Raw genomic sequence first — 21,080 nt, 5'->3', positions numbered from 1 at the left:
GCCCGGGGGCGCGTTCTTCTCACAAGTGGCAGAACCGTAAAGTGAGGTGGTCCACACCAGTGAGGTAGGAGTCCCTCTTGCACGAGAAGCTGTCGTCGATCTACGACAACGTCCTGCGCCGCAACCCTGGAGAGGTCGAGTTCCACCAGGCGGTGCGCGAGGTGCTCGACAGCATCGGCCCGGCTCTCGGCAAGCATCCCGAGTACGCCGAATCCAAGATCATCGAGCGGATCTGCGAGCCCGAGCGGCAGATCATCTTCCGGGTGCCGTGGCTCGACGACCGGGGCGAGGTGCAGATCAACCGCGGCTTCAGGGTCGAGTTCAACAGCGCGCTGGGGCCGTACAAGGGCGGGTTGCGCTTCCACCCGTCGGTCTACCTGGGCATCGTCAAGTTCCTCGGCTTCGAGCAGATCTTCAAGAACGGGCTGACGGGCCTGCCGATCGGCGGCGGCAAGGGCGGGTCGGACTTCGACCCCAAGGGCCGCTCCGACCGTGAGGTGATGGCCTTCTGCCAGAGCTTCATGACCGAGCTGTACCGGCACATCGGCGAGTACACCGACGTGCCGGCCGGCGACATCGGCGTCGGCGGGCGGGAGATCGGCTACCTGTTCGGCCAGTACAAGCGCATCACCAACCGCTACGAGTCCGGCGTGATCACGGGCAAGGGGCTGGCGTACGGCGGCGCCCAGGTGCGCACCGAGGCGACCGGCTACGGGTGCGCGTTCTTCGTCGAGGAGATGCTCAGGGCGCGCGGCACGTCGTTCGACGGCAAGCGGGTCGTGGTGTCCGGCTCCGGCAACGTGGCGATCTACACGATCGAGAAGATCGAGCAGCTCGGCGGCGTCGTGGTGGCCTGCTCCGACTCCTCCGGCTACGTGCTCGACGAGAAGGGCATCGACCTGGGCCTGCTCAAGCAGGTCAAGCAGGTCGAGCGCGGCCGGCTGGACGGGTACGCGGCGCGCCGCGGCGAGCACGTCACCTTCGTGCCGGGCCGCAACGTGTGGGAGGTGCCCTGCGAGGTGGCGATGCCGTCCGCCACGCAGAACGAGATCACCGGCCGCGAGGCCGCGTTCCTGGTGGACAACGGCTGCATCGCGGTCGGCGAGGGCGCCAACATGCCCACCACCCCCGAGGGCATCAAGGTGTTCGCCGACGCGGGCGTCGCGTTCGGGCCGGGCAAGGCGGCCAACGCGGGCGGGGTGGCGACCAGCGCGCTGGAGATGCAGCAGAACGCCAGCCGCGACTCGTGGACGTTCGAGTTCTCCGAGCGCCGCCTGCGCGAGATCATGCAGGACATCCACGCCCGCTGCCTGGGGACCGCGGACGAGTACGGCATGCCGGGCAACTACGTGGCCGGCGCCAACATCGACGGCTTCCGCCGGGTCGCGGACGCCATGCTGGCGCTCGGCCTGATCTGAGCCCCGGTCTGGTCCGACCGTCGGCACCCGACCGGCCCGGCGTCGCCGGGCCGGGATCAGCCGCGGGGCGTGGGGCGGCGGCGGTTCCAGGAGTCGAGGATGTGGCGGCGCATGGCCGCCGCCGCCTCCTCCGGGTCGCCCGCCGCGATCGCGTCGCTGATCGCCTGGTGCTCGTCCAGCGTCCGGCGCATGACGGAGTCGTTGTACTCGCCGTGGTAGCGCATGCTGGTGCGGGCCTTGTCGTGGATGCTGTTGACGATCGCGCGGCCGAGCCGGTTGCCGGACGCCGCCATGATCATGTCGTGGAAGCGCACGTCGGCCGCGCCGAAGTCGGGCGGTGACTCCAGGCTCGCACGCATCGTGCCCAGCTCCGCGGCGATGCGCTCGTCGTCCCGCGCGGTGTGGAAGCGGGCCGCGGCGGCGGCCATGTCCGTCTCCAGCGCCGTACGCACCGAGACCAGCTCGTCCAGGAACGTCGCATGCTCGTCGTGCGCGATGACCGAGGTCAGCACGACGTCGTCGAGCAGGTTCCACTGCCGCGGATCCAGGACCTGGGTGCCGCGCCCGTGCTCGATCCTGACCAGGCCCTTCTCCTGGACGATCTTCACCGACTCGCGGATCACCGTGCGGCTGACGCCGAACTCCTCGCACAGCTCGCCCTCGGAGGGCAGCGCCGAGCCGGGGCGCAGCACGCCGCGGACGATGTCGTCCACGAGCTGCTCGACCACCGTGGTGCCCAGCTTGGCCGGGCGCACCCGGCGCGATCGGCGAGCGGGCCGCGATGCGCCGCCGGCCGTGCCGCCGGCCGTGCCGCCGTGGGCGTCGCCGCGGGTGTCGCCATGGGCGTCACCATGGGTGTGGCCGGCCGTGTCGTCGACAGGGTCCCCGGCGCGCGGGCCCGCCGGTGCGTGCTGTGTCACGTGCCCTCCCGAGCACTGATGGTCCTGATCTTCGGACCGCCTTGAGTATAGGCCATTGTGCGAGACATCACACGTATGATGTCATATCCCGAAACGCGGCGTTCACGTACCTCACTTCCCGCCTTTCGTCCCCCTAGGAACACCACATGAGACGACGCAGCCCGGCGATCCTCCTCACCTCGGTCCTGTTCACCGTCGCGGCCTGCGGCCCGCCGAACCCCGCCGGCACCGCGCGGCCCGCCCCGACCACCCCGGCCTCCTCCCCGTACGGCTTCGCCCCGGCCCCCCAGGAGGACGGCAAGCTCGTGGTCTGGGTGGACTCCACCCGGCTGGACGCCGCCAAGGCGTACCAGGCGGCGCACCCCGGCGAGCAGCTCGACATCGTCACCTACGACGGCAACGCCAACGGCTCCAACACGCTCAAGACCAAGGTCCAGCTCTTCAACCGGGCCGGCGAGGGCTGGCCGGACGTCGTGTTCACCACCGACAACAACACCGCCTCCTGGGCCTCGCAGGGCGACGACGCCTTCGTCGCCCCGCTGGACAAGGGCCTGATCGACCAGGCCACGCTGGGCGGGTTCGCCAAGGGCGCGCTGGACGTGTGCACGGTGGACGGCACCGTCTACTGCCTGCGCAACGACCTGGCCCAGGTGGTGCTCTGGTACAACAAGAAGCTGCTCGGCGAGTTCGGCTACCAGGTGCCCAGGACCTGGGAGGACTACCAGGCGCTGGCCGAGAAGGTGGCCGCCGAGCACCCCGGCTACCTCGTCGGCACGGCCGGCGACGCCTGGACGCCCGAGATCTACCTGTGGGGCGCGCAGTGCCCCGCCAACCAGGTCACCGCCGCCAAGGCGATCACGGTCAAGGCCACCGACCCCGCCTGCGTGCGGGGCGCGAAGCTGATCGACAAGCTCGTCGCGAACAAGACCATGTCCCTGCTGCCGCTCTTCGGCCCCGACTTCGCCAAGAACCAGGGCGACAAGGTCCTCATGCTGCCCGGCCCCGCCTGGTACGGAGGCGCGGTGTTCCAGGGCACGCTCAAGACGCCCGAGGGCGAGCTCGCGGTCGGCGACGCCCTCCACTGGGCGGACCAGAGCCCGCCGGTGACCGGCAACGTCGGCGGCGGCGCCTGGTGGGTCTCGCGGCACAGCGCCCGCCTGGAGGCCGCCAAGGACTTCGTCACCTGGGTCACCACGGCTGACGCGTACCAGGTGGACAAGTCGCCCGGCTATCCCGCCTACTCCCCCGCGGCGGCCAAGTGGATCGCCAAGCAGCAGGACAGCGGCTACTACGCCGGCGACATCGCCGCCCCGATCACCGCCGCGGCCGGTCAGGTCTGGCCCGGCTGGGGCTCGCCCGAGTTCAGCCAGGAGGCGGTGTGGGCCAAGACGGTCATCCCCGCCCAGACGGCGGGCAAGACCGTCGAGTCGCTGCTGCCCGACTGGCAGACCGCGATCGAGCAGCAGGCCCAGGTGTTCGGCTACCAGGTCACCAAATGAGCGCACCCGCGATGACCGCCGCCGGCACACGCGCAGGGAGCCGTTCGCGCTCCTGGCGGCCGGCGGCGGGGCACGCCTTCGTCTCCGGGTACGTGGTCCTGCTCGTGGCCTTCGGCATCGTCCCCACCTTGTACGCGCTCAACCTGGCCTTCACCGACGCCGACGGCCGCTTCGCCGGGCCGGCCAACTTCGTGCGCACCGCCCAGGACTTCCGGTTCCTGGCGGCCGTCGGGCACGTGGGCACGTACCTGGTGTTGTGGCTGGTCACGCTGACCGTGCTGGTCCTGACGCTGGCGCTGCTCGTGCACCGGCTGAGCGCGGCCTGGTCGCGGGCGGTGCTGCGGTTCGTCTACTACGTGCCGGGCGCGCTGGCCGGCGCGTCCAGCGTGCTGCTGTGGCTGTTCATGCTGGACCCGTCGGTGAGCCCGATCGACGGCATCGTGCGCTCGCTCTGGGGCTCGACGTTCGTGGCCGTGGTCGCGCCCGGGCACCTGCCGTGGCTCTTCACGATCATCGCGTTCTGGACCGGCGCGGGCGGCTGGATCGTCATCATGTACGGCGCGCTGAACAGCATCCCGCACGAGGTCATCGAGGCCGCCCGGGTGGACGGCGCCGGCCCGCTGCGCACCGCGCTGCGCGTGCAGCTGCCGATGCTGCGCAAGTGGATCGTCTACATGCTGATCCTGTCGCTCGCCGCGGGCACCCAGCTCTTCGTGGAGCCGCAGCTCATCTCCCAGGCGAGCTTCGGCGTCGTCGGCACCGACTACTCGCTCAACCAGCTCGCCTACCTGTACGCCTTCGACCAGAACGACTTCAACGGCTCGGCCGCCATCGCGATCGACCTGCTCATCGTGGCGCTGTGCAGCGCCGGCCTGTTCGTCGCCAAGGGAGGGCTGTTCGATGCGGACTGACCATCCGGCCCGCCTGGCGGTGCGCGCGCTGGTCGCCGCCGTGCTGGCCGGGTTCGCGCTGTTCTTCGTGCTGCCGATGGTGTGGCTGGTGCTGGCCGCCACCAAGACGCCGGCCGGCCTGATCCAGGACAACCCGCTCTCGCCCGGCTCGATCGCCGCGCTGCTGGACAACTGGCGCAGCCTCATGTCCTTCCAGGACGGCACGGTGGCGACCTGGATGGGCAACTCGGTGCTGTACGCCGCGCTGTCGGTGGCGATCACACTGCTGGTGAGCATCCCGGCCGGTTACGCGCTGGCCCTGATGAAGTTCCAGGGCCGCCGCCTGCTGCTGGTCGTCACGCTCGTGGTGATGCTGATGCCGGCCACCGCCCTGGTGCTGCCGATCTTCCTGGAGTTCAGCTACCTGGGGCTGGTCAACACGACCGCCTCGGTGGTGCTGCCGATGTCGTTCTTCCCGTTCGGCGTCTACCTGACCTACATCTACTTCTCCACCAGCGTCCCCGCCGAGCTGCTGGACTCGGCGCGGCTGGACGGGTGCGGCGAGTCGGCCACCTTCGCCCGGGTGGCGCTGCCGCTGGCCAAGCCGGTCGTCGCGCTCGTCGCCTTCTTCAGCTTCGTGACGAACTGGAACAACTTCTTCCTGCCGTACGTGATGCTGCCGAGCAGCGACCACTACCCCATGCAGGTCGGGCTGACCCAGATGCTGGCCGCGACCCCCACCTTCAACCCCGTCGTCGGCGCCAACGCCGAGGTGCAGCCGCCGGAGCTGGTCCTGGCCACCCTGATGTCGATCACCCCCGTGCTGCTCGTCTTCCTGTTCTCGCAGCGTTTCCTGGTCGCCGGGCTGACCGCCGGCGCGACCAAGGGCTGACCTTGAGGAGCTCCCACCGCATGACGCACCGCGCCACAACCGTGACGGCCAGCGTGCCCGTCCTCGACCCGCCCGCCTGGGCGCTGTCCCAGCGGGCCCTGCTGGACCTGCTCGACAGCGGGTGGCGGCTGTTCTCCGCCCGCTACACCAGGCCGGACGGCTCGCTGCGCTACGAGGGCCGGCTGTCCTCGCGTGACGGCGCGGACGACTTCTTCGAGCCGTTCTTCAACTGGCCGCAGCTCTACCTGCTGGGCGGCGCGGACGACCTGCTGGAGACGTGCGCGCGGCACTGGCACGGCGTGGTGGCCCAGATGACCGGGCTGGGCATGTTCGCCGACGAGTTCGAGATCGGCTACGACTGGTTCCACCAGGGTGAGAGCCTGCTGTTCACGTACTTCCTGACCGCCGCCGACCCGGTCGCCTGGACCGAGCGGGCCACCCGCTTCGCCGACCTGTACCTCTTCCCGGCCAAGGGCAACTACGACCCGGATCTGCGCATCATCAAGGCTCCGCACAACGGCAGCCGGGGCGCGAGGGAGGGCGTGTCCGACTCGCCCGCCTACCCGTGGACCGAGGCGGAGGCCGCCCAGTACGGCTACCCGCTCGACTGGCTGGTGCCCGGCGACGCGCCCGTGCCCCCTCTGGCCGGGGACCCGCGGCTCGGCGAGGAGATGCAGCGCCGCCTGGGCCGTGGCGACGCCGTCGGCAACCTCAGCGTGGCCGGCCTGGTCTGCAACGCCTACCTCGCCAGCGGCGAGCGGCGCTACGCCGACTGGCTGCGCGACTACGTCGGCGCCTGGCAGCGCAGGGCCGAGGCGAACGGCGGCGTCGTGCCCGACAACGTCGGCCTCGACGGCGTCGTCGGCAGTCAGCTCGACGGCCGGTGGTACGGCGGCCACTACGGCTGGACCTGGCCGCACGGCCTGTACAGCATCGGCCAGGCGGCGGCCGTCGGCGCGCTCAGCGCCGCCCTGGCCACCGGCGACGACGGCTACCTCGGCTTCGTCCGCTCCCTGCTGGACGCGGTCATCGAGCGCGGCGTCAAGCTGGCCTTCGACGAGAGCGACTCGGCCAACCAGGGCCGCTGGCGCGCCCACCTCGGCCCCGACGCATACGTGCCGACGCTGCTCGTGCCCTACCGGCACAGCGACAAGGGCTGGTTCGACCACAACCCGATCCAGACCTCGGTGCCCTTCGCACTCTGGCACCACACCGGCGCGGCCGAGGACCGTGCCCGCCTCGACGCGCTGCGGGCCGCCTCCGGGTACGACTGGGCGACCGTGCGGCCCTTCCGCGACAAGGAGGAGGCCGGGCACGAGGAGCCGTGGTACGCGTACCTGTGCGGCGACAACCCGGACTACCCCGAGCGGATCCTGGCGGCCGCGCACGCCCAGGCCCGCCGCCGCATCGCGCTGCTGCTCGCCAACGCCGGCCGCGACCTGCCGGAGGAGGCCATCCACCTGTGGCAGAACGTCAATCCGGTGGTGACCGAGGCGCTGGCCCAGCTCATGTGGGGCGGCCCGCAGGTGGTCTACAACGGCGGCCTGCAGCAGGCGCGGGTGCGTTACTTCGACGCCGGGCGCCGCCGCCCCGGCGTGCCCGACCAGGTGGCGGCGCTGGTCAGCGCGATCGAGCCGGAGGCCACGGTGGTCACCCTGGTCAACCTGTCGGCGACGTGCGACAGGACGATCGTCGTGCAGGGCGGGGCGTTCGGCGAGCACGAGATCGTGAGCGCCGCGGCGACGGCGGCCGAGCCCGGCTGGACCGGCCACGACACCGAGTACGTGCACCACGAGCCGGTGGTCTCGGCGGCCGAGCACGCGGTGGGCGGGCCGTACCTGACGGTGGAGCTGCCGGCGGGCACCATGATCACGCTGACGCTGCGGCTGCGGCTGCGCGCCTACCGGCCGTCCTACCGCTCTCCGTGGGGGGCGTGAGGCGGCGCCGTCAACGGCCCGAAGGGGTGTGCAGCCCGGCGATCACCATGTGGATCAGCAGGTCGTAGCTCTCCTCCAGGTCCTCGGGCAGGCCGAAGGCGCCTTCGGCCTCCAGGACGGCGAACCCGTGGACGGCCGCGCGCAGGCAGCGGGCCGCGTGGATCGCCGCCGAGTCCTTCATCCCGTAGGCCCGCAGGGTGGCGGACATGATGGTGAGCAGGCGCGCCCCCGCTTCCGCCGTGCGCGGCTCGGGGCTCTGGACGAGCGCGGCGTAACGGTTCGGGCAGCGCCGTACGTAGGCCCGCCACGCCGTCATCAGCGCGCGGACCGCCTCGTCGGCGGAGCGGCCGAGCACGGCCTCGCCGGCCTGGTCGGCGATCTCGCCGATGATCCGCGCGGACACCAGCGCCCGCAGCTCGGCGAGGTTGCGCACGTGCTTGTAGAGCGAGGGAGGGGCGACGCCCGCCGCGCCGGCCACCGCCGACAGGGTCAGCGCCGCGGGCCCGCCCTCGTCGACGACGCGCAGGGCCAGGTCGACGATGGCGCCGGCCGACAGTGCCGCCCTAGCCACGCCGGCCGGCCCCGAGGAAGCCCAGGACGGCCGCGGCGACCTCGGCGGGGAACTGCGCGTGCGGGTAGTGACCGGCGCCCTCGACCAGGTGCAGCCGCGCGGTCCCGGCCGGCATGCCGGCCACGATGCCCTCGCCCTCGGCCGCGGGATCGGCCCAGTCGGGGTCGAGGGTGCCCATGATGATCAGGGCGGGGCACCGGACGTCGCCGAGCCGGGCGCCCGCGTCGGTGGGTGCGGACGTGCCCATCCGGCTGACCACGGCCATCCGGCCCGGCCGGCGCAGGTCCGCCTCCAAGGCGGCGACGTGCCCGGCGTGCCCGGCGGGCCTGGCGCCGGGGTAGGCGTGGTCGAGGTAGCGCTTCCACGCCCCCACGCTGCGGAACAGGCCGGCCCCCATGAGCAGGGTCATGCCCTTGCGGTAGCGGGCGTCGGAGAACAGCGCGCCCAGGTTCACCTGCTGGGCGCGGGTGAACGGGCCGATCTCGACGATGGCACTGACCAGGCCGGGCTCCTGGGCCGCCGCGATGGTGGCCGCGCCGCCGCTGAAGGAGTGGCCCACGATCACGGCGGGGCCGCCCAGGTGCCTGATCAGGGCGAGGAGGTCGCCGGCGACGTCGGTGCGCGTGTACGACGGCCAGCCGGTGCTGGACTCGCCGTGGCCGCGCAGGTCCGTGGTCGCGACCCGGAACCCGGCGGCCACCAGCTCGGCCGCCAGCGCGCGGTAGGCCGCCCTGTTGTCGCCCATGCCGTGGGCGAGCACGATGAGCGGGCCCTGCCCGGTCACGTCATAGGCGAGCCGGCCGCCTTCGAGGTCCAGGAACTCACGGTTTATCTCCATAGCTAGTAAGCTAATGCCTTTAGCTGTGGCTCGTCAATCCCCGGAGGGCACGCCCGTGCGTACCGGCCGGGGTACGCGCCGGCCCCGCATGCCGCGGGCGGGTGCGGGCTTGCGCCCGCACCCGCCCGCCGAACTGTCCGTCCCTCCTAGCCGCAGTGCTCGAACGGGCTGTCGTAGACGGCCGAGCCGGCCTTGCCGCCCCACTTGACGCACTTGCCCGCCGCCGCGGCGCGGATCGGGCCCGCGTAGTAGGCGAAGCTGCCGCTGTCGGTGACCCTGGCCTTGCCCTGCACCTCCAGGTACGCGCTGGTGGCGGTGGCCGTGCCGATCGAGGTCTTCTTGATCGTGGCCACGCAGTTGTTGCCGTTGGCGGAGTTGTAGAGCAGGTGGACCGTCCCGGCCGTGCCCAGCGCGGCGCTGTCGATCACCTTGTAGCCGCTGCCGCACACCGACTCGGGCGTGTGCGGGTTGGTGGTGCCGCCGCTGCCGCCCGTGACGTACCGCATGAACGTGGTCCAGTTCCAGTACCCGCCGGGGTCGGTGTGGTCGGTGCCGGGGACCTGGTTGTGGCCGACGATGTGCGTGCGGTCCTTGGGGATGCCGTACCGGTCGGCGATGTTGCGGGTCAGCGCGGCCGACGAGCGGTACATGGCGTCGGTGAACCACGTGGCGTTGTCCACGAAGCCCTCGTGCTCGATGCCGACCGAGCGCCGGTTGTACTCACCGGCGTGGAAGGCGCGGTCCTTCTCCCTGACCATCTGGGTGACGGCGCCGTCGGAGGAGCGCACGACGTAGTGGGAGCTGACCTTGGCGGCCGGGTTCTGGAACCAGGAGATCGTCCCGGCGTAGGAGCCCTGCGCCACGTGGACGACGATCCGGTCGATCTTGTCGCTGGTCGGGCGGCTGGAGACGGCGTAGTTGGCGGTGCTCGCCGGCACCCACGCGGCCTGCGGGTAGTCCGTCGAGGCGGCGAACGTGCTGGGGCCGTCCAGGTCCTTGGCCTTGGCGTACGCGCCGCGGTCCGGCTCGACGGCGCGCGGCTTGACCGTGACGCTCTCGCCGCCCGTGCTGGTGGCGCGCACGCCCTCGGCCATCAGGTCGTAGACCGTGTCGGCGTACAGGCGGGCCACGTCGGCGGAGGCGGCGCCGCCGTAGCGGGCGATGGCCCCGTACCAGCGGGCCGGGTCCTTGCGGGCGGCGGCGTCCAGGCCCGCCTCGTCGGCCAGGGCGCGCAGCACGGCGGCGCCGCCCGCGATGTTGGCGGCGTCGTCGCTCTTGAGCTCGGCGACCGGCTGGTCGGTGAGGGTGGCCGCGCGCTCCAGCGTGCGGGAGGCCACCAGGTGCATCACGCCGTAGCCGCCGCTGGCGCTGGGCTCGCCGTCGTGCCCGTCCAGGTGGGTCTCGGCGTAGGCGAGCGAGATCAGCAGGTCGCGCGGCACCTCGTAGGTGGCGGCCGCCCGCGCGAACGCCGCGGACACGGGGCCGTCGGCGGACGTGGCCGCGGCCGGGCTCACCATGAGCAGCGAGGCGGGGATCAGCGCGCCGGTCAGCAGCACGGCTGAGCGGCGCAGTCGGGCTCGCACAGTGGTTCTCTCCTCAGGAAGTCTCGTTCGGGGGGACGCGCGTCAGCCGCAGTGCTCGAACGGGCTGTCGTAGGAGGCCGTGCCCGCCTTGCCGCCCCACTTGACGCACTTGCCGGCCGCCGCGGCGCGCACCGGGCCCGCGTAGTAGGCGAAGCTGCCGCTGTCGGTGACCCGGGTCTTGCCCTGCACCTCCAGGTACGCGCTGGTGGCGGTGGCCTTGCCCAGCGACGACTTCTTGATCGTGGCCACGCAGTTGTTGCCGTTGGCGGAGTTGTAGAGCAGGTAGGCGGTGCCCGCCGTGCCGAGGGCGGCCGAGTCGATCACCTTGTAGCCGGCGCCGCAGACCGACGTGGCGGTGTGCGGGTTGGTGGTGCCGCCGCCGCACTTGTTCTTCGAGGTCAGCGTCTGGTTCGGGTAGCCGAAGGTGACGCCGTTGAAGACGGCCTTGCGGACGTTGCTCGGGTAGCTGGTGCCCTGGCGGACCTCGTAGTGCAGGTGCGGGCTGATGTTGTTGCCCGGCTTGCTGGTGTTGCCGAGCGTGCCGATCTTCTGGCCCTGGGCGACCTGGGCGCCGGCGGCGACCGAGCGCGTGTTCAGGTGCGCGTAGTACGTCGTGTAGCCGCCGCCGTGGTCGATCTTGACCAGGTTGCCGTAGCCGTTCGCGGAGCCCTGGTGGGCGGAGATGACCACGGTGCCGGCCGCGGCGGCCACGACGGTGTCGCCGAGGTCGGCGTTGGCGGTGCTGCCGCGGTTGAAGTCGATCTCGTACGAGCGGTGCGCGCTGCTGGCGCTGGAGTTGCCCGTCCAGCTCTGGCCGCAGGGGAAGGGGAGCTGGAAGCTCGGCGCGGCCAGCGTCGAGACCTCGGGCACCTCGACCTGGTCCGGCGGGTCGTTCGGGTCCGGCGCGGGCGTCGTCGCCGTGGCCGCCGGGGTGGCGGACGGCGTGGCGGACGGGGAGGGGGCCGGCGTCGGGGCGGCGGAGGCGGCCTGGCCGGCGGCGAGGCCGCACACCAGGACGAACCCCACCGTGAGCACCCTGCTGGGTCGCATAAGGATCCTTTCCGTACGGCTCCGGGACGGGGACCCGCCCGGCGCCGATCATGATCAAGTGGATCTCTCGACGTGCGCTTGCTGGGGGTCAAGATTGCGAGTACGGCGTACAAAGAACATCCAAAATCGGTATAAAGGCTCAACCCGGCAATGGTTGCAACACCTCCAGCCAAGGAGTAGGTGCGGTCATAGTGGTTGATCAACCAGCCTTCGGTGTCCTCGGGCCGTTACGGGTCCGGGCCGCGGACCGGAGCGTTCGCGTCGGCGGCCCCAAGCCGCGGCTGCTGCTGGCCACGCTGCTGCTCGACGCGAACCAGGTGGTCGGCTCGGACACGCTCGTCGAGGTCCTGTGGGCCGGGAACCCGCCGTCGTCCGCCACGGCCAACCTGCGCACGTACGTGAGCTCCTTACGCGGGGTCCTCGGCGCGGCGGGCGCCGGCATCGCCGCCCACCCCTCCGGTTACGCGGTCGAGGTGGCGGCGGAGCGGCTGGACCTGCTGCTGTTCGAGGACCTGGTGGCCAGGGCGCGGGCCGGCGGGCGTACCGAGGAGGCCGCCGCGCACCTGCGCGAGGCGCTCGCGCTGTGGCGCGGCGAACCTCTCAGCGACCTGCCCGCCAGCCCCGCCTGGGACGCGCGGCTGCGGGCGCTCACCCAGGCCCGGCTCGGGGCGGCCGAGGAGCTGGTCGCGACCAAGCTGGCGGTGGGCGAGCACGCCTCCGCCATCGACGACCTCCGGGAGCTGATCGGCGAGCATCCGTACCGGGAGGATCTGTGGCAGCAGCTCATCCTGGCCCTGCATCGTGGCGGCAGGCGGGCCGAGGCGCTGCACGCCTACACCGTCATCCGGCGTCAGCTCGTGGACGATCTCGGCATCGAGCCCGGTCAGGAGCTGCGTGAGGCCCATGCCCGCGTCCTGGCCGAGGACTTCGACGAACCCGCCCTCGGCACCGGCCCGGGCCTGGGCTCGGGGGTGGGCCCCGGGGCAGCGGTGGACCTGAGCCCGGGCGCGGTCACAGACGCCGATCAGGGTGCGGGCTCCGGTCCGGACACGGGCGCAGGCCCGGACCCGGCTCCGGGCGCAGGCGCGGGTGCGGGGCCGGGACCGGGTGCGGGGCCGGGACTGGGTGCGGGGCCGGGAGCAGCGGGACCGGGAGCGGGTGCGGGTCTGGAGGCCGGAGCGGGCCTGGGTGTGCCGCGGCCTTACCAGCTCCCGCCCGACATAGCGGACTTCACCGGCCGGGCCACCGCGGTCACCGCGCTGACGGACGCCCTCGCGGCCGGGGAACGGCAGCCGGACGGGCCGCCGTCGATCGCCGTGGTCGTCGGGCCCCCGGGCGTCGGCAAGACGGCGCTGGCCGTGCACTGCGCCCACGCCGTTCGGTCCGGCTACCCGGCCGGGCAGCTGCACCTGTGCCTCGGCGGCACCGACCCCGCCCCCGCGGACCCGGCGGACCTGCTGGCCGAGGCGCTGCGCGCGCTGGGCGTCGGCGACGCCGCCCTGCCGCCCACCGTGCACGAACGCTCCGCCCTCTACCGCTCCCTGCTGGCCGAGCAACCCATGCTCGTCTTCCTCGACGACGCCGCCGACGCGGCCCAGGTGCGCGCCCTGCTGCCGGGCAACGGCTGCGCGGTCCTGATCACCAGCCGCCGGCGCATCACGGAGCTGCCCGGCGCGCTGCTGGTCGAGCTCGACGTGCTGCCGCCCGGCGAGGCCGAGCAGCTCCTCGGCCGCATCGTCGGCCCGCAGCGGCTGGCCGCCGACCGGCAGGCGGCCCTGGACATCCTCGACTCCTGCGGCCACCTGCCCCTGGCCGTCCGGATCGCCGGCGCCCGCCTGGCCGGCCGGCCCAACTGGCCGCTCAGCGTGCTCCAGCAGCGGCTGGCCGACGAGGCCGGCAGGCTCGACGAGCTGCGCGCCGGCGACCTGGAGGTGCGCGGTTCGTTCGAGCGCAGCACCCGGCGCCTGACCGGCGAGGCGGCCACCACCTTCCACGCGCTGGGCCTGCTCGGCCCGGCCTCCGTGCCCGGCTGGGTGGCCGACGCCGTCCTGGGCCGAGCCCGTACCGAAGCGGTCGTGGACTCGCTCGTGGACGCCAGCCTGCTGCGCCTGGCCGGCACCGACGCCCTCGGCCAGCCCCGCTACCAGTTGCACGACCTGATGCGCTGCCAGGCCAGGCAGCACGCGGACGACGAGGCCGGGCGGCAGGCGCTCGCCCGCGTGCTCGGCGGCTGGGCCAGCGCCACCGGCCACGCCGCGGCCCGCCTGCCCACCACCCTGTTCAGCCTGACGCCCGAGGAGCCCGCCTCCTGGAGCCTGCCGGGCGACACGCTCACCCGGCTCACCGCCGACCCGCTGTCGTGGTTCGAGGCCGAGCGCGAGTCGCTGGTGGAGGCGGTGCGGCTGGCCGCCGGCACCGGGCTGGCCGCCTCGGCGTGGGGGCTCGCCGCCGCCCTCGTCCCCTACTTCGACCTGCACTGCCGCCTGGAGGAGTGGCGGCTCACGCACCGCCTGGCCCTCGACAGCGCCCGCGCCGCGGGTGACCGGCGCGGCGAGGCCGCCATGCTGCGCGGCCTCGGCCAGGTGTGCCTGTACCAGGACCGCTACGCCGAGGCGGGCGACATGCTGAGGCGGGCCCGCGCGCTCTTCCGCGAGCTCGGCGACCCGCGTGGCGAGGCCATCTCGATCTGCGGGCTGGGCGCGGTCAGCCAGTTCTCCGGCGAGCACCTGCGGGCGCTCGGCTCCTTCCGGCACGCCCTGGCCATGTTCCTGGCCGTCGGTGACCGCAGCGGCGAGGCGTACGCGCGGCAGGCGATCGGGCGGATCCACCTGTCGCTGCGGGATCCGCACCAGGCGTCCAGGTGGCTGACCGAGGCCCTGCGGCTGGCCAGGGAGCTCGGCGACACCCACCGCGAGGGATGCGTGTCGATGCAGCTCGGCCGCCTGCACGACATGAAGGCCGACGCCGAGGAGGCGATGCGGTTCCAGGGGCGGGCGCTGGACATCTTCGAGCGGCTCGGCGACCGGCACTGCGGGGCGTACGCGATGCAGAGCCTGGGCGGGCTGCAGGCGGCCAACGGCAGGCGGTCCGACGGCTCCGACCGCCTGCAGGCGTCCCTGGCGATCTTCCAGCAGCTCGGCGACCGCAGCGGGGAGGCGGCGACGTTCCAGACGCTGGGCGAGCTCTACCGCTCGGCCGGGCGTGCCACGCTGGCCTCCCGCTACCTGCACCGCGCCGTCGAGCTGCGCAGGGAGCTGCGCGAGGACCGCTCGGCGGCGGCCCACGCGTAGCCGCCGCGGTCTTGCCCCAGGCAATTCTTGCCTGAGGCATGAACGCTTCCCCGCCTCGCGGCGTATCCATGAGTGACCAGTGCCGCACGAAGGCACGCCCCAGAACCCGGAAGGGGTGACGGTGCATGCGACTCAGCCGTCGCGTCCTGGCCGGTTGCGGTCTCGGCCTGCTCTGCTCGGCGACCGCCTGCGCCGGCTACACGCCCACGCCCACCTCCGACACCGCCGCGGTGAGCACGGTGCCGGCCGCCGTCGGCACGGAGACGACCGAGCCGCCCGCCACCCCGGCCGGGGAGGAGCAGGACGGCGGGACGCGGCAGACCGAGTGGGGCCCGCTGTCGGAGGCCGACCGGGACCTCATCCGCAAGGTCCGCCTGGCGAGCCTGTGGGAGATGCCCATGGCCCAGGACGCGGTGCAGCGCGCCGCCACCGCGCGCGTCCGCCAGATCAGCGGGGAGATCGCCTCCCAGCATCACACGCTCGACCGGCAGGTCCGCGACGTTGCCGCCAAGCTGCAGGTCAAGCTGCCGGTGAAGCCCACCACGCAGCAGCAGGCCTGGATGAGCGACATCTCGGGCAGGACCGGGGCCGCCTACGACACCACGTACGTCAAGTGGCTGCGCCTGGCGCACGGGCAGATCTTCCCCCTGATCGGCACGGTCCGCGGCAGCACCCAGAACACGCTGGTCCGCCGCTTCTCCGAGCAGGCCAACGCCGCCGTGCTCAACCACCAGCGGCTGCTGGAGAGCACCGGCCTGACCACACCGGCGAGCTTTCCCACGCCGCCCTCCTGACCGCCCCCCGCCTCCCCGCCGGAGGTCTCACAGCTCAGGGACGTCGGCCCGCGCGGGGACCTCCTTCTCGTCGGCGGCCTCCGCGAACGCCGACAGCGCCGCCACCACGGCGGCCCGCTGCTCCTGCGTGAGCTGGTTGAGGATGCGCGCCAGGTCGGCCTTGCGCTTCTGCGTCACGCCGTCCACCAGGGCGCGACCCTGCGCGGTCAGCGCGATCCTGAGCGTGCGCCGGTCGCTGGGCAGGCGGCTGCGCCGTACCAGCTGTTTGGCCACCAGCCGGTCGCACATGCGGGTGGCCGTCGACCTGTTCACGTCCAGGGCGTCGGCCAGGTCGATGAGCCGTTGCGGGCCCCGCGCCGCCATCAGGACGAGCGCGCGGTACTGCGGCAGCGTCACGTCACCGCCCGCGGCGGCGATCGATCGGGCCGCGACCCCCACCAGGGCGCGACTGGCGGTGAGCACCGCCTCCACCACCGGGTCGTCCTCGGAGAGCGCCCCGGTGACCCTGCCGTTCACGCGTCAACCCTCATCACATCGCACATTGTCGTCCGGAGAGCTCAGCGGCGCGAACGGCCTCGGGCGGGCAGGCGGCGGGGCGAGCCGTCCTGCGCCGCCCGGCCGCGGGCGGTCCGGGCGCAGGTCCGCGCTTCCCGCCGCCGTACACGCGCAGGTTCCGCACGTTCAGAGCCCGCTCACGCCTCCGCGCGCGTCCAGACCGGCGTGATCCGCACCTCGCGGAGCCGCCAGCCCGCCGGCGTCCGCACCACGGTGGAGGCCAGGCGCAGGCCGCCGGTGAAGTGCGGCGCCCGGCCGTCGCGGTAGTAGTGCACCAGCGAGTTCGCCGAGGCGTCCGCCTGGTCGCCGTCGAGGTCCACCAGCAGGTCGGTGGTCGTGTGCTGGGCGCGCTGCCCCTCGACCTCCGACTGCCGCATGAACTCGACGACCTTGCCCAGGCCGCGCAGCTCGCCTCCGCGCGGCGAGTGCACCGCCACGTCGTCGGCGAAGACCGTGCCCGCGTCGTCCCACCGCCCCTCGTCGAGCAGGAGGGCGAAGCGGGTGAACAGGTCGGCGATCTCGATCCGGTCGGCGATCAGAGTGTCCGTGGACATGTCATCCTCTTTCATTGGGGTCACCAACGTTTACGCCACTAACTATACAACAATTCGTTGGCCACGCCAACAGTTCGTGGGCGCACAGGGGAAACCGCGCCGCCGCCCGGGCATGCGCGGTGTCCCGGATCGCCTGGCCCAGCGCCTTGGCCGCCGCCGGATACCCGCGGCATGGCGCGGGTAAGGGCCGGTTACGGGGGGCAGGGACATGACACGACACACGACCAGGTTGCGGGAGCTGATCGGCGACCCCGAGATCCTGGTGGCGCCCGGCGTGTACGACGGCACGGGCGCCCGGCTGGCCCAGGCGCTCGGCTTCCGGGCGATCTACCTCAGCGGCTTCCAGACCTCGGCCGGTCTGCTGGGCAGGCCCGACGTCGGCTACCTGACGCTGACCCAGATGACGGCGCGGGTGGCCGCGTTCGCCGAGGCCGTGGACCTGCCGCTGATCGCCGACGCCGACACCGGCTACGGCAACCCGCTCAACGTGCGGCGCACCGTACGCGAGTACGAGGCGGCCGGCGCCGCGGCGCTGCACATCGAGGACCAGACCTTCCCCAAGCGCTGCGGGCACATGCTGGGCCGGCACGTCATCGCCACGGAGGACATGGTCCAGAAGATCAGGGCGGCGGCGGACGCGCGGCGCGACCCCGACTTCATGATCATCGCCCGTACCGACGCGCGCACCGAGCTGGGCCTGGACGAGGCGCTGGAGCGCGGCGCGCGTTACCACGAGGCGGGCGCCGACCTGCTGTTCATCGAGTCCCCGGAGAGCGAGGCCGAGATGCGGCGCGTCTGCGAGGCCTTCCGCGGCGTCGTCCCGGTGCTCAGCAACCAGATCGAGGGCGGCAGGACCCCGCTGGTGAACGTGCGCGGGCTGCAGGAGATGGGCTACGCGCTCGCGCTCTTCTCGGTGGGCGCGGCGTTCGCGGCGGCCAAGGGCATGCACGACTACCTGCGCACGCTCGCCACCCTGGGCGAGACCGGCCCGGCGATCGAGAACATGATCACGTTCGAGGCGTTCAACCACCTGATCGGCCTCGACGAGCACGCCGCGCTGGAGGAGCGGTACCGCACCCCCTGAGCACGGTCGTCGCGCACGGGTCGGTCCCGGACCCCCGGGAACGGCCGCTCACGGGTCGGTCCCGGACCTCCCGGGGACGGGTCAGGGCGAGGGCGCCGCCTCCGCCCGAGTCTCCTCCATGCGCAGGTCCACGCCGCGGATCCCGGCCGGCGCCGTGCTGAGCGCCACGCCCACGTAGACGATCAGCGACGCGCCCAGGGCGATGAACGTGGGCCACCCGTCGAAGCCCGCGCCGGCCAGCGTGTTCGGGACGTGGAGGAGCGTGTTGGGCGCGCCGTACATGGTGGGGGTCAGCGCGAACAGCACCAGCCGCACCACCAGGCCCACCGCCAGGGCGGCCAGCGCGGCGGGCGCGGAGCCGCGCCGCCAGAACAGGCCCAGCACGAACGGCACGACGAGGCAGGCCAGCATGAGGTCGAACGCCAGCGTGAGCAGCACGCCCGTCTGCGGCACCCGTAACGCCAGCAGCACCGCGCCGCCGACCACGGGCAGCATCGCCCAGCGGGTGGCGCGCAGCAGCGGGTCGGCCCGGCCTGGCCGGTGGACGCGGCGGGCCGAGCCCACGTTGCGCACGGCGACCGCGGCGGTGCCGAGGATGGCGCCGTCGGCCGTGGACAGCGACGCGCTGACGATGCCCGCCAGCACCAGCACGCTCAGCCCGGCCGGAGCGGCCCCGTCGAGCAGCGCCAGCAGGCCCTGGCCGGTGGCGACGGCGACCAGCGCGAACGGCACGCCGATCACGGCGGTGCCGGCGGCGGCGATGAAGCAGGCGCGGCGGGCGACGTCCGGCGAGCGGGCGGCGAAGATGCGCTGCATGAAGTCGATGGCGACGATGTCGCCGATCCCGAGCGCGACCAGCGTGGCCCAGTTGACGACCGCGCCCTGCCCCGGATCGGACAGTTGCCCGAGGTCGAACGGCCCCGCGCCGGGCGCGGGCCGCAGCCCGAAGGTGGCGGCCACCCAGAACAGCAGGGCGAACGCGGCGGTCGCGGTGATGAGCATCTGCACGATCGAGGTGTAGGCGTCGCTGAGCAGCCCGCCCGCGAGCGTGTAGATCAGCACCACCGCGACGATGATGAGCACTCCCCCGCTGTACGACGTCCCGAGGAAACGCTCGAACAGGAACCCGCCCGCCACCAGGTTCCCCGCGACCAGGATCGCGAACGCGGCGATCATCAGAAGCGCGGCGGCGACCTCGACGGCCCTGCCGTACCGGAGCCGGAAGAAGTCGGGCAGCGTCGTCAGGCCCATGCGGTTCATCGGCCGGGCGAAGAACAGGCCGGTGAGCAGCAGGCACAGGGCCAGCCCGAGGGGCAGCCCGGCTCCGGCCCAGAAGCCGAGGCCGGCGGCCAGGTCCGTGGCGCCGAGGGTGGCGTTGGTGTCGACGGCCTGGCCCATGAGCGTGGCGGCGACCACGGGCAGGGCCAGGCTGCGACCGGCGACCAGGAAGTTCCTGCTGTCGCCTGCGACACGCCGGGCCACCAGCAGCCCGACGACGATCATGGAGACGATGGCGAGCGCGACACCCAGAATGACCATGCTGGACAGCCGATCGTTGCGAGCGAAGACTCAGATCATGGCCAACGTAAACCAAGAAGGCGCCTGGGCCCAGCGGGCGGAGGCGGAAATCCCGACGGCTCGGCGGGAGGAGGAGCTCGAACGGGCGTTGGCTCACGGGCTGCCGGGCGCGCCCACCCTCACGGACCGGACGATCCCCACGTTCGCCCGAGGGGAGCTGCCGCACTTCGCGGGCGAACGCGGCACGTTCCTGAAGTGCCCGTACGTGGAGGACGTGCACGAGGTGGGGGACGCCGAGGTCGCCGTCTTCGGGGTGCCGCTCGACGCGGGGGCGACGTACCGGCCGGGCACGCGGTTCGGGCCGCAGGGCATCCGGCGCAGCACGAACCTCTTCGGCACCTACAGCTACGAGCTCGGCGTGGACCTGCGCGAGCAGCTCAACCTGGTGGACATCGGCGACGTGTTCACCATCCCCGGCAACCTGGAGAAGTCGTTCGACCAGATCAGCCAGGCGATGAGCCACGTCGTCCAGCAGGGCACGATGCCGGTGGTGCTGGGCGGGGACCACTCGATCGGCTTCCCGACGGTGCGCGGGCTCGCCGCGCACCACGAGGGGAACATCGGCATCATCCACTTCGACCGGCACGTCGACACCCAGGAGACCGACCTCGACGAGCGCATGCACACCACGCCGTGGTTCCACGCCACCAACATCAGGAACGCGCCCGCCACCAATCTCGTCCAGGTCGGCATCGGCGGCTGGCAGGCGCCCAGGGCCGGGGTCAAGGTCGGCCGCGAGCGCGGCACCACCGTGATCACGGTGGGCGACGTGGAGCGGGTCGGCGTGGAGCGCGTCGCCGAGACCGCGCTGGAGATCGCCTGGCAGGGCGCCGAGGCCGTCTACCTCTCCTTCGACATCGACGTCATCGACGCCGGGTTCGTCCCCGGCACCGGCTGGCCGGAGCCGGGCGGGCTACTGCCCCGGGAGGCGCTGAACCTCGTGCGGCTGGTGTCCGAGCCGGGGCTGGCCGGGATCGAGGTCGTGGAGTGCTCGCCGCCGTACGACTGGGCGGAGCAGACGGCGCTGCTCAGCGCCCGGGTCATCCTCGACAGCCTGGCCGTGCAGGTCAGGGCCGGGAAGCTGGGCCGTAAGGCGGCTGCCCGGCCGCGCGCCGCGTGGGGGCCCACGCCGTGACGGCCGCCCGGACGATCAGTGGTAGAAGCCGTCGATCGGGACGCGTGCCTCCTCGAACAGCGCCGGCCCCTCCTGCGGCACGCTGGGCCAGCCGCCGCCGGGCTTGAGCCGGGCGAACTGCTCGTTGGACAGGGCGTAGACCACGCGCCCCAGCCCGGAGCGCTCGATGCCGCCCCGGCACATGTCGCAGGGCTGGCAGCTGGTGTACATGGTGGTGGCCGCGGCGGTGGCCGGGTCCAGCTCGCGGGCCGCCCACCGGGCCAGTTTCAGCTCGGGATGGGCGGTGATGTCGCCGTCGCTGGTGACGGTGTTGTGCGCTTCGGCCAGCACGTCGCCGTCCGGGCCCACGAGGAGGGAGCCGAACGGGGCGTCGCCGCTCGCGCGGGACTTGGCGGCCAGCTCGATGGCCCTGCGCAGGAAGGTCTCCTCCTGAGGTGTCACTGTCGCTCCCTTGGTCGGTCGTGCGAGTGCGGGCTCGTCGGTGGTGCGGGT

General features: G+C 72.8%; 18 protein-coding genes. 9 read left to right on the top strand and 9 right to left on the bottom strand.

All coding sequences use genetic code 11. From position 1 onward, the window contains the following. Window positions 1-77 precede the first annotated feature (77 nt). Window positions 78-1,418: an NADP-specific glutamate dehydrogenase gene (gdhA, locus tag HD597_RS17050; RefSeq protein ID WP_253743320.1), complete on the top strand. Its 1,341-nt coding sequence runs from the start codon at window positions 78-80 to the stop codon at window positions 1,416-1,418. 56 nt (window positions 1,419-1,474) lie between these two features. Here the strand turns inward: gdhA and HD597_RS17045 are convergent, their stop codons facing one another. After that, a complete protein-coding gene (locus HD597_RS17045; RefSeq protein WP_253743317.1) occupies window positions 1,475-2,338 on the bottom strand; it encodes a FadR/GntR family transcriptional regulator in 864 nt (287 codons plus the stop codon). A gap of 146 nt (window positions 2,339-2,484) precedes the next feature. On the opposite strand from HD597_RS17045, the gene HD597_RS17040 reads away from it, so the two are divergent. From HD597_RS17040 to HD597_RS17025, 4 genes are read left to right on the top strand one after another with little or no spacing between them, the layout of a single operon-like run. Then, window positions 2,485-3,837: an ABC transporter substrate-binding protein gene (locus tag HD597_RS17040; protein ID WP_253743315.1), complete on the top strand. Its 1,353-nt coding sequence runs from the start codon at window positions 2,485-2,487 to the stop codon at window positions 3,835-3,837. Beyond that, on the top strand, window positions 3,834-4,748 hold the full coding sequence (locus tag HD597_RS17035) for a carbohydrate ABC transporter permease (protein WP_253743314.1): 915 nt from the start codon (window positions 3,834-3,836) through the stop codon (window positions 4,746-4,748). The genes HD597_RS17040 and HD597_RS17035 overlap by 4 nt, the downstream gene beginning before the upstream one ends. Beyond that, window positions 4,738-5,619 (top strand): carbohydrate ABC transporter permease, encoded by an 882-nt coding sequence (locus HD597_RS17030; protein ID WP_253743313.1) that lies wholly within the window; start codon window positions 4,738-4,740, stop codon window positions 5,617-5,619. The genes HD597_RS17035 and HD597_RS17030 overlap by 11 nt, the downstream gene beginning before the upstream one ends. A gap of 20 nt (window positions 5,620-5,639) precedes the next feature. Beyond that, window positions 5,640-7,556 carry a DUF8034 domain-containing protein gene (locus HD597_RS17025; RefSeq protein ID WP_253743312.1) on the top strand — a complete coding sequence of 639 codons (1,917 nt, stop codon included), beginning with the start codon at window positions 5,640-5,642 and terminating at the stop codon, window positions 7,554-7,556. A 10-nt stretch (window positions 7,557-7,566) separates the two neighbouring features. On the opposite strand, the gene HD597_RS17020 is transcribed toward HD597_RS17025, so the two are convergent. The 4 genes from HD597_RS17020 to HD597_RS17005 form a co-directional block, all read right to left on the bottom strand. Further along, window positions 7,567-8,127, bottom strand: coding sequence for a TetR/AcrR family transcriptional regulator (locus HD597_RS17020; RefSeq protein WP_253743311.1), 561 nt, complete (start codon window positions 8,125-8,127; stop codon window positions 7,567-7,569). Beyond that, window positions 8,120-8,965 carry an alpha/beta fold hydrolase gene (locus HD597_RS17015; protein WP_253743309.1) on the bottom strand — a complete coding sequence of 282 codons (846 nt, stop codon included), beginning with the start codon at window positions 8,963-8,965 and terminating at the stop codon, window positions 8,120-8,122. The genes HD597_RS17020 and HD597_RS17015 overlap by 8 nt, the downstream gene beginning before the upstream one ends. 146 nt (window positions 8,966-9,111) lie before the next feature. Next, window positions 9,112-10,548 (bottom strand): N-acetylmuramoyl-L-alanine amidase, encoded by a 1,437-nt coding sequence (locus HD597_RS17010; RefSeq protein WP_253743307.1) that lies wholly within the window; start codon window positions 10,546-10,548, stop codon window positions 9,112-9,114. A gap of 42 nt (window positions 10,549-10,590) precedes the next feature. Next, complete coding sequence (locus tag HD597_RS17005) at window positions 10,591-11,598, bottom strand: M23 family metallopeptidase (RefSeq protein ID WP_253743305.1); 1,008 nt, start codon at window positions 11,596-11,598, stop codon at window positions 10,591-10,593. A gap of 191 nt (window positions 11,599-11,789) precedes the next feature. Here HD597_RS17005 and HD597_RS64510 point away from each other — a divergent pair, with 191 nt between their 5' ends. Together HD597_RS64510 and HD597_RS16990 are read left to right on the top strand one after the other, a co-directional pair. Further along, window positions 11,790-14,888, top strand: coding sequence for an AfsR/SARP family transcriptional regulator (locus HD597_RS64510; RefSeq protein ID WP_308210632.1), 3,099 nt, complete (start codon window positions 11,790-11,792; stop codon window positions 14,886-14,888). 125 nt (window positions 14,889-15,013) lie between these two features. Beyond that, a complete protein-coding gene (locus HD597_RS16990; RefSeq protein ID WP_253743303.1) occupies window positions 15,014-15,682 on the top strand; it encodes a DUF4142 domain-containing protein in 669 nt (222 codons plus the stop codon). Window positions 15,683-15,709: 27 nt separating this feature from the next. Here the strand turns inward: HD597_RS16990 and HD597_RS16985 are convergent, their stop codons facing one another. Together HD597_RS16985 and HD597_RS16980 are read right to left on the bottom strand one after the other, a co-directional pair. Next, window positions 15,710-16,198: a MarR family transcriptional regulator gene (locus tag HD597_RS16985; protein WP_253743301.1), complete on the bottom strand. Its 489-nt coding sequence runs from the start codon at window positions 16,196-16,198 to the stop codon at window positions 15,710-15,712. Window positions 16,199-16,374: 176 nt separating this feature from the next. Then, window positions 16,375-16,791: a nuclear transport factor 2 family protein gene (locus HD597_RS16980; RefSeq protein ID WP_253743299.1), complete on the bottom strand. Its 417-nt coding sequence runs from the start codon at window positions 16,789-16,791 to the stop codon at window positions 16,375-16,377. Window positions 16,792-16,999: 208 nt separating this feature from the next. Between HD597_RS16980 and HD597_RS16975 the strand changes: the two genes are divergently transcribed. Further along, the gene (locus HD597_RS16975; protein ID WP_253743296.1) at window positions 17,000-17,875 is read left to right on the top strand and encodes an isocitrate lyase/PEP mutase family protein; all 876 of its coding nucleotides are present in this window, start codon (window positions 17,000-17,002) and stop codon (window positions 17,873-17,875) included. 81 nt (window positions 17,876-17,956) lie between these two features. Here HD597_RS16975 and HD597_RS16970 read toward each other — a convergent pair whose 3' ends face one another. Next, window positions 17,957-19,414, bottom strand: coding sequence for a high affinity choline transporter 1 (locus tag HD597_RS16970; RefSeq protein ID WP_253743294.1), 1,458 nt, complete (start codon window positions 19,412-19,414; stop codon window positions 17,957-17,959). A 37-nt stretch (window positions 19,415-19,451) separates the two neighbouring features. Between HD597_RS16970 and speB the strand changes: the two genes are divergently transcribed. Beyond that, the gene (gene speB, locus HD597_RS16965) at window positions 19,452-20,588 is read left to right on the top strand and encodes an agmatinase (RefSeq protein ID WP_253743292.1); all 1,137 of its coding nucleotides are present in this window, start codon (window positions 19,452-19,454) and stop codon (window positions 20,586-20,588) included. 15 nt (window positions 20,589-20,603) lie between these two features. On the opposite strand, the gene HD597_RS16960 is transcribed toward speB, so the two are convergent. Beyond that, window positions 20,604-21,029: a nucleoside deaminase gene (locus tag HD597_RS16960; RefSeq protein WP_253743290.1), complete on the bottom strand. Its 426-nt coding sequence runs from the start codon at window positions 21,027-21,029 to the stop codon at window positions 20,604-20,606. Between the last annotated feature and the right edge of the window lie 51 nt (window positions 21,030-21,080).

It is taken from the genome of Nonomuraea thailandensis (genome assembly GCF_024172165.1).
GTDB classification, from domain to species: domain Bacteria; phylum Actinomycetota; class Actinomycetes; order Streptosporangiales; family Streptosporangiaceae; genus Nonomuraea; species Nonomuraea thailandensis.
This window is presented reverse-complemented; position numbering and strand designations above follow the sequence as displayed.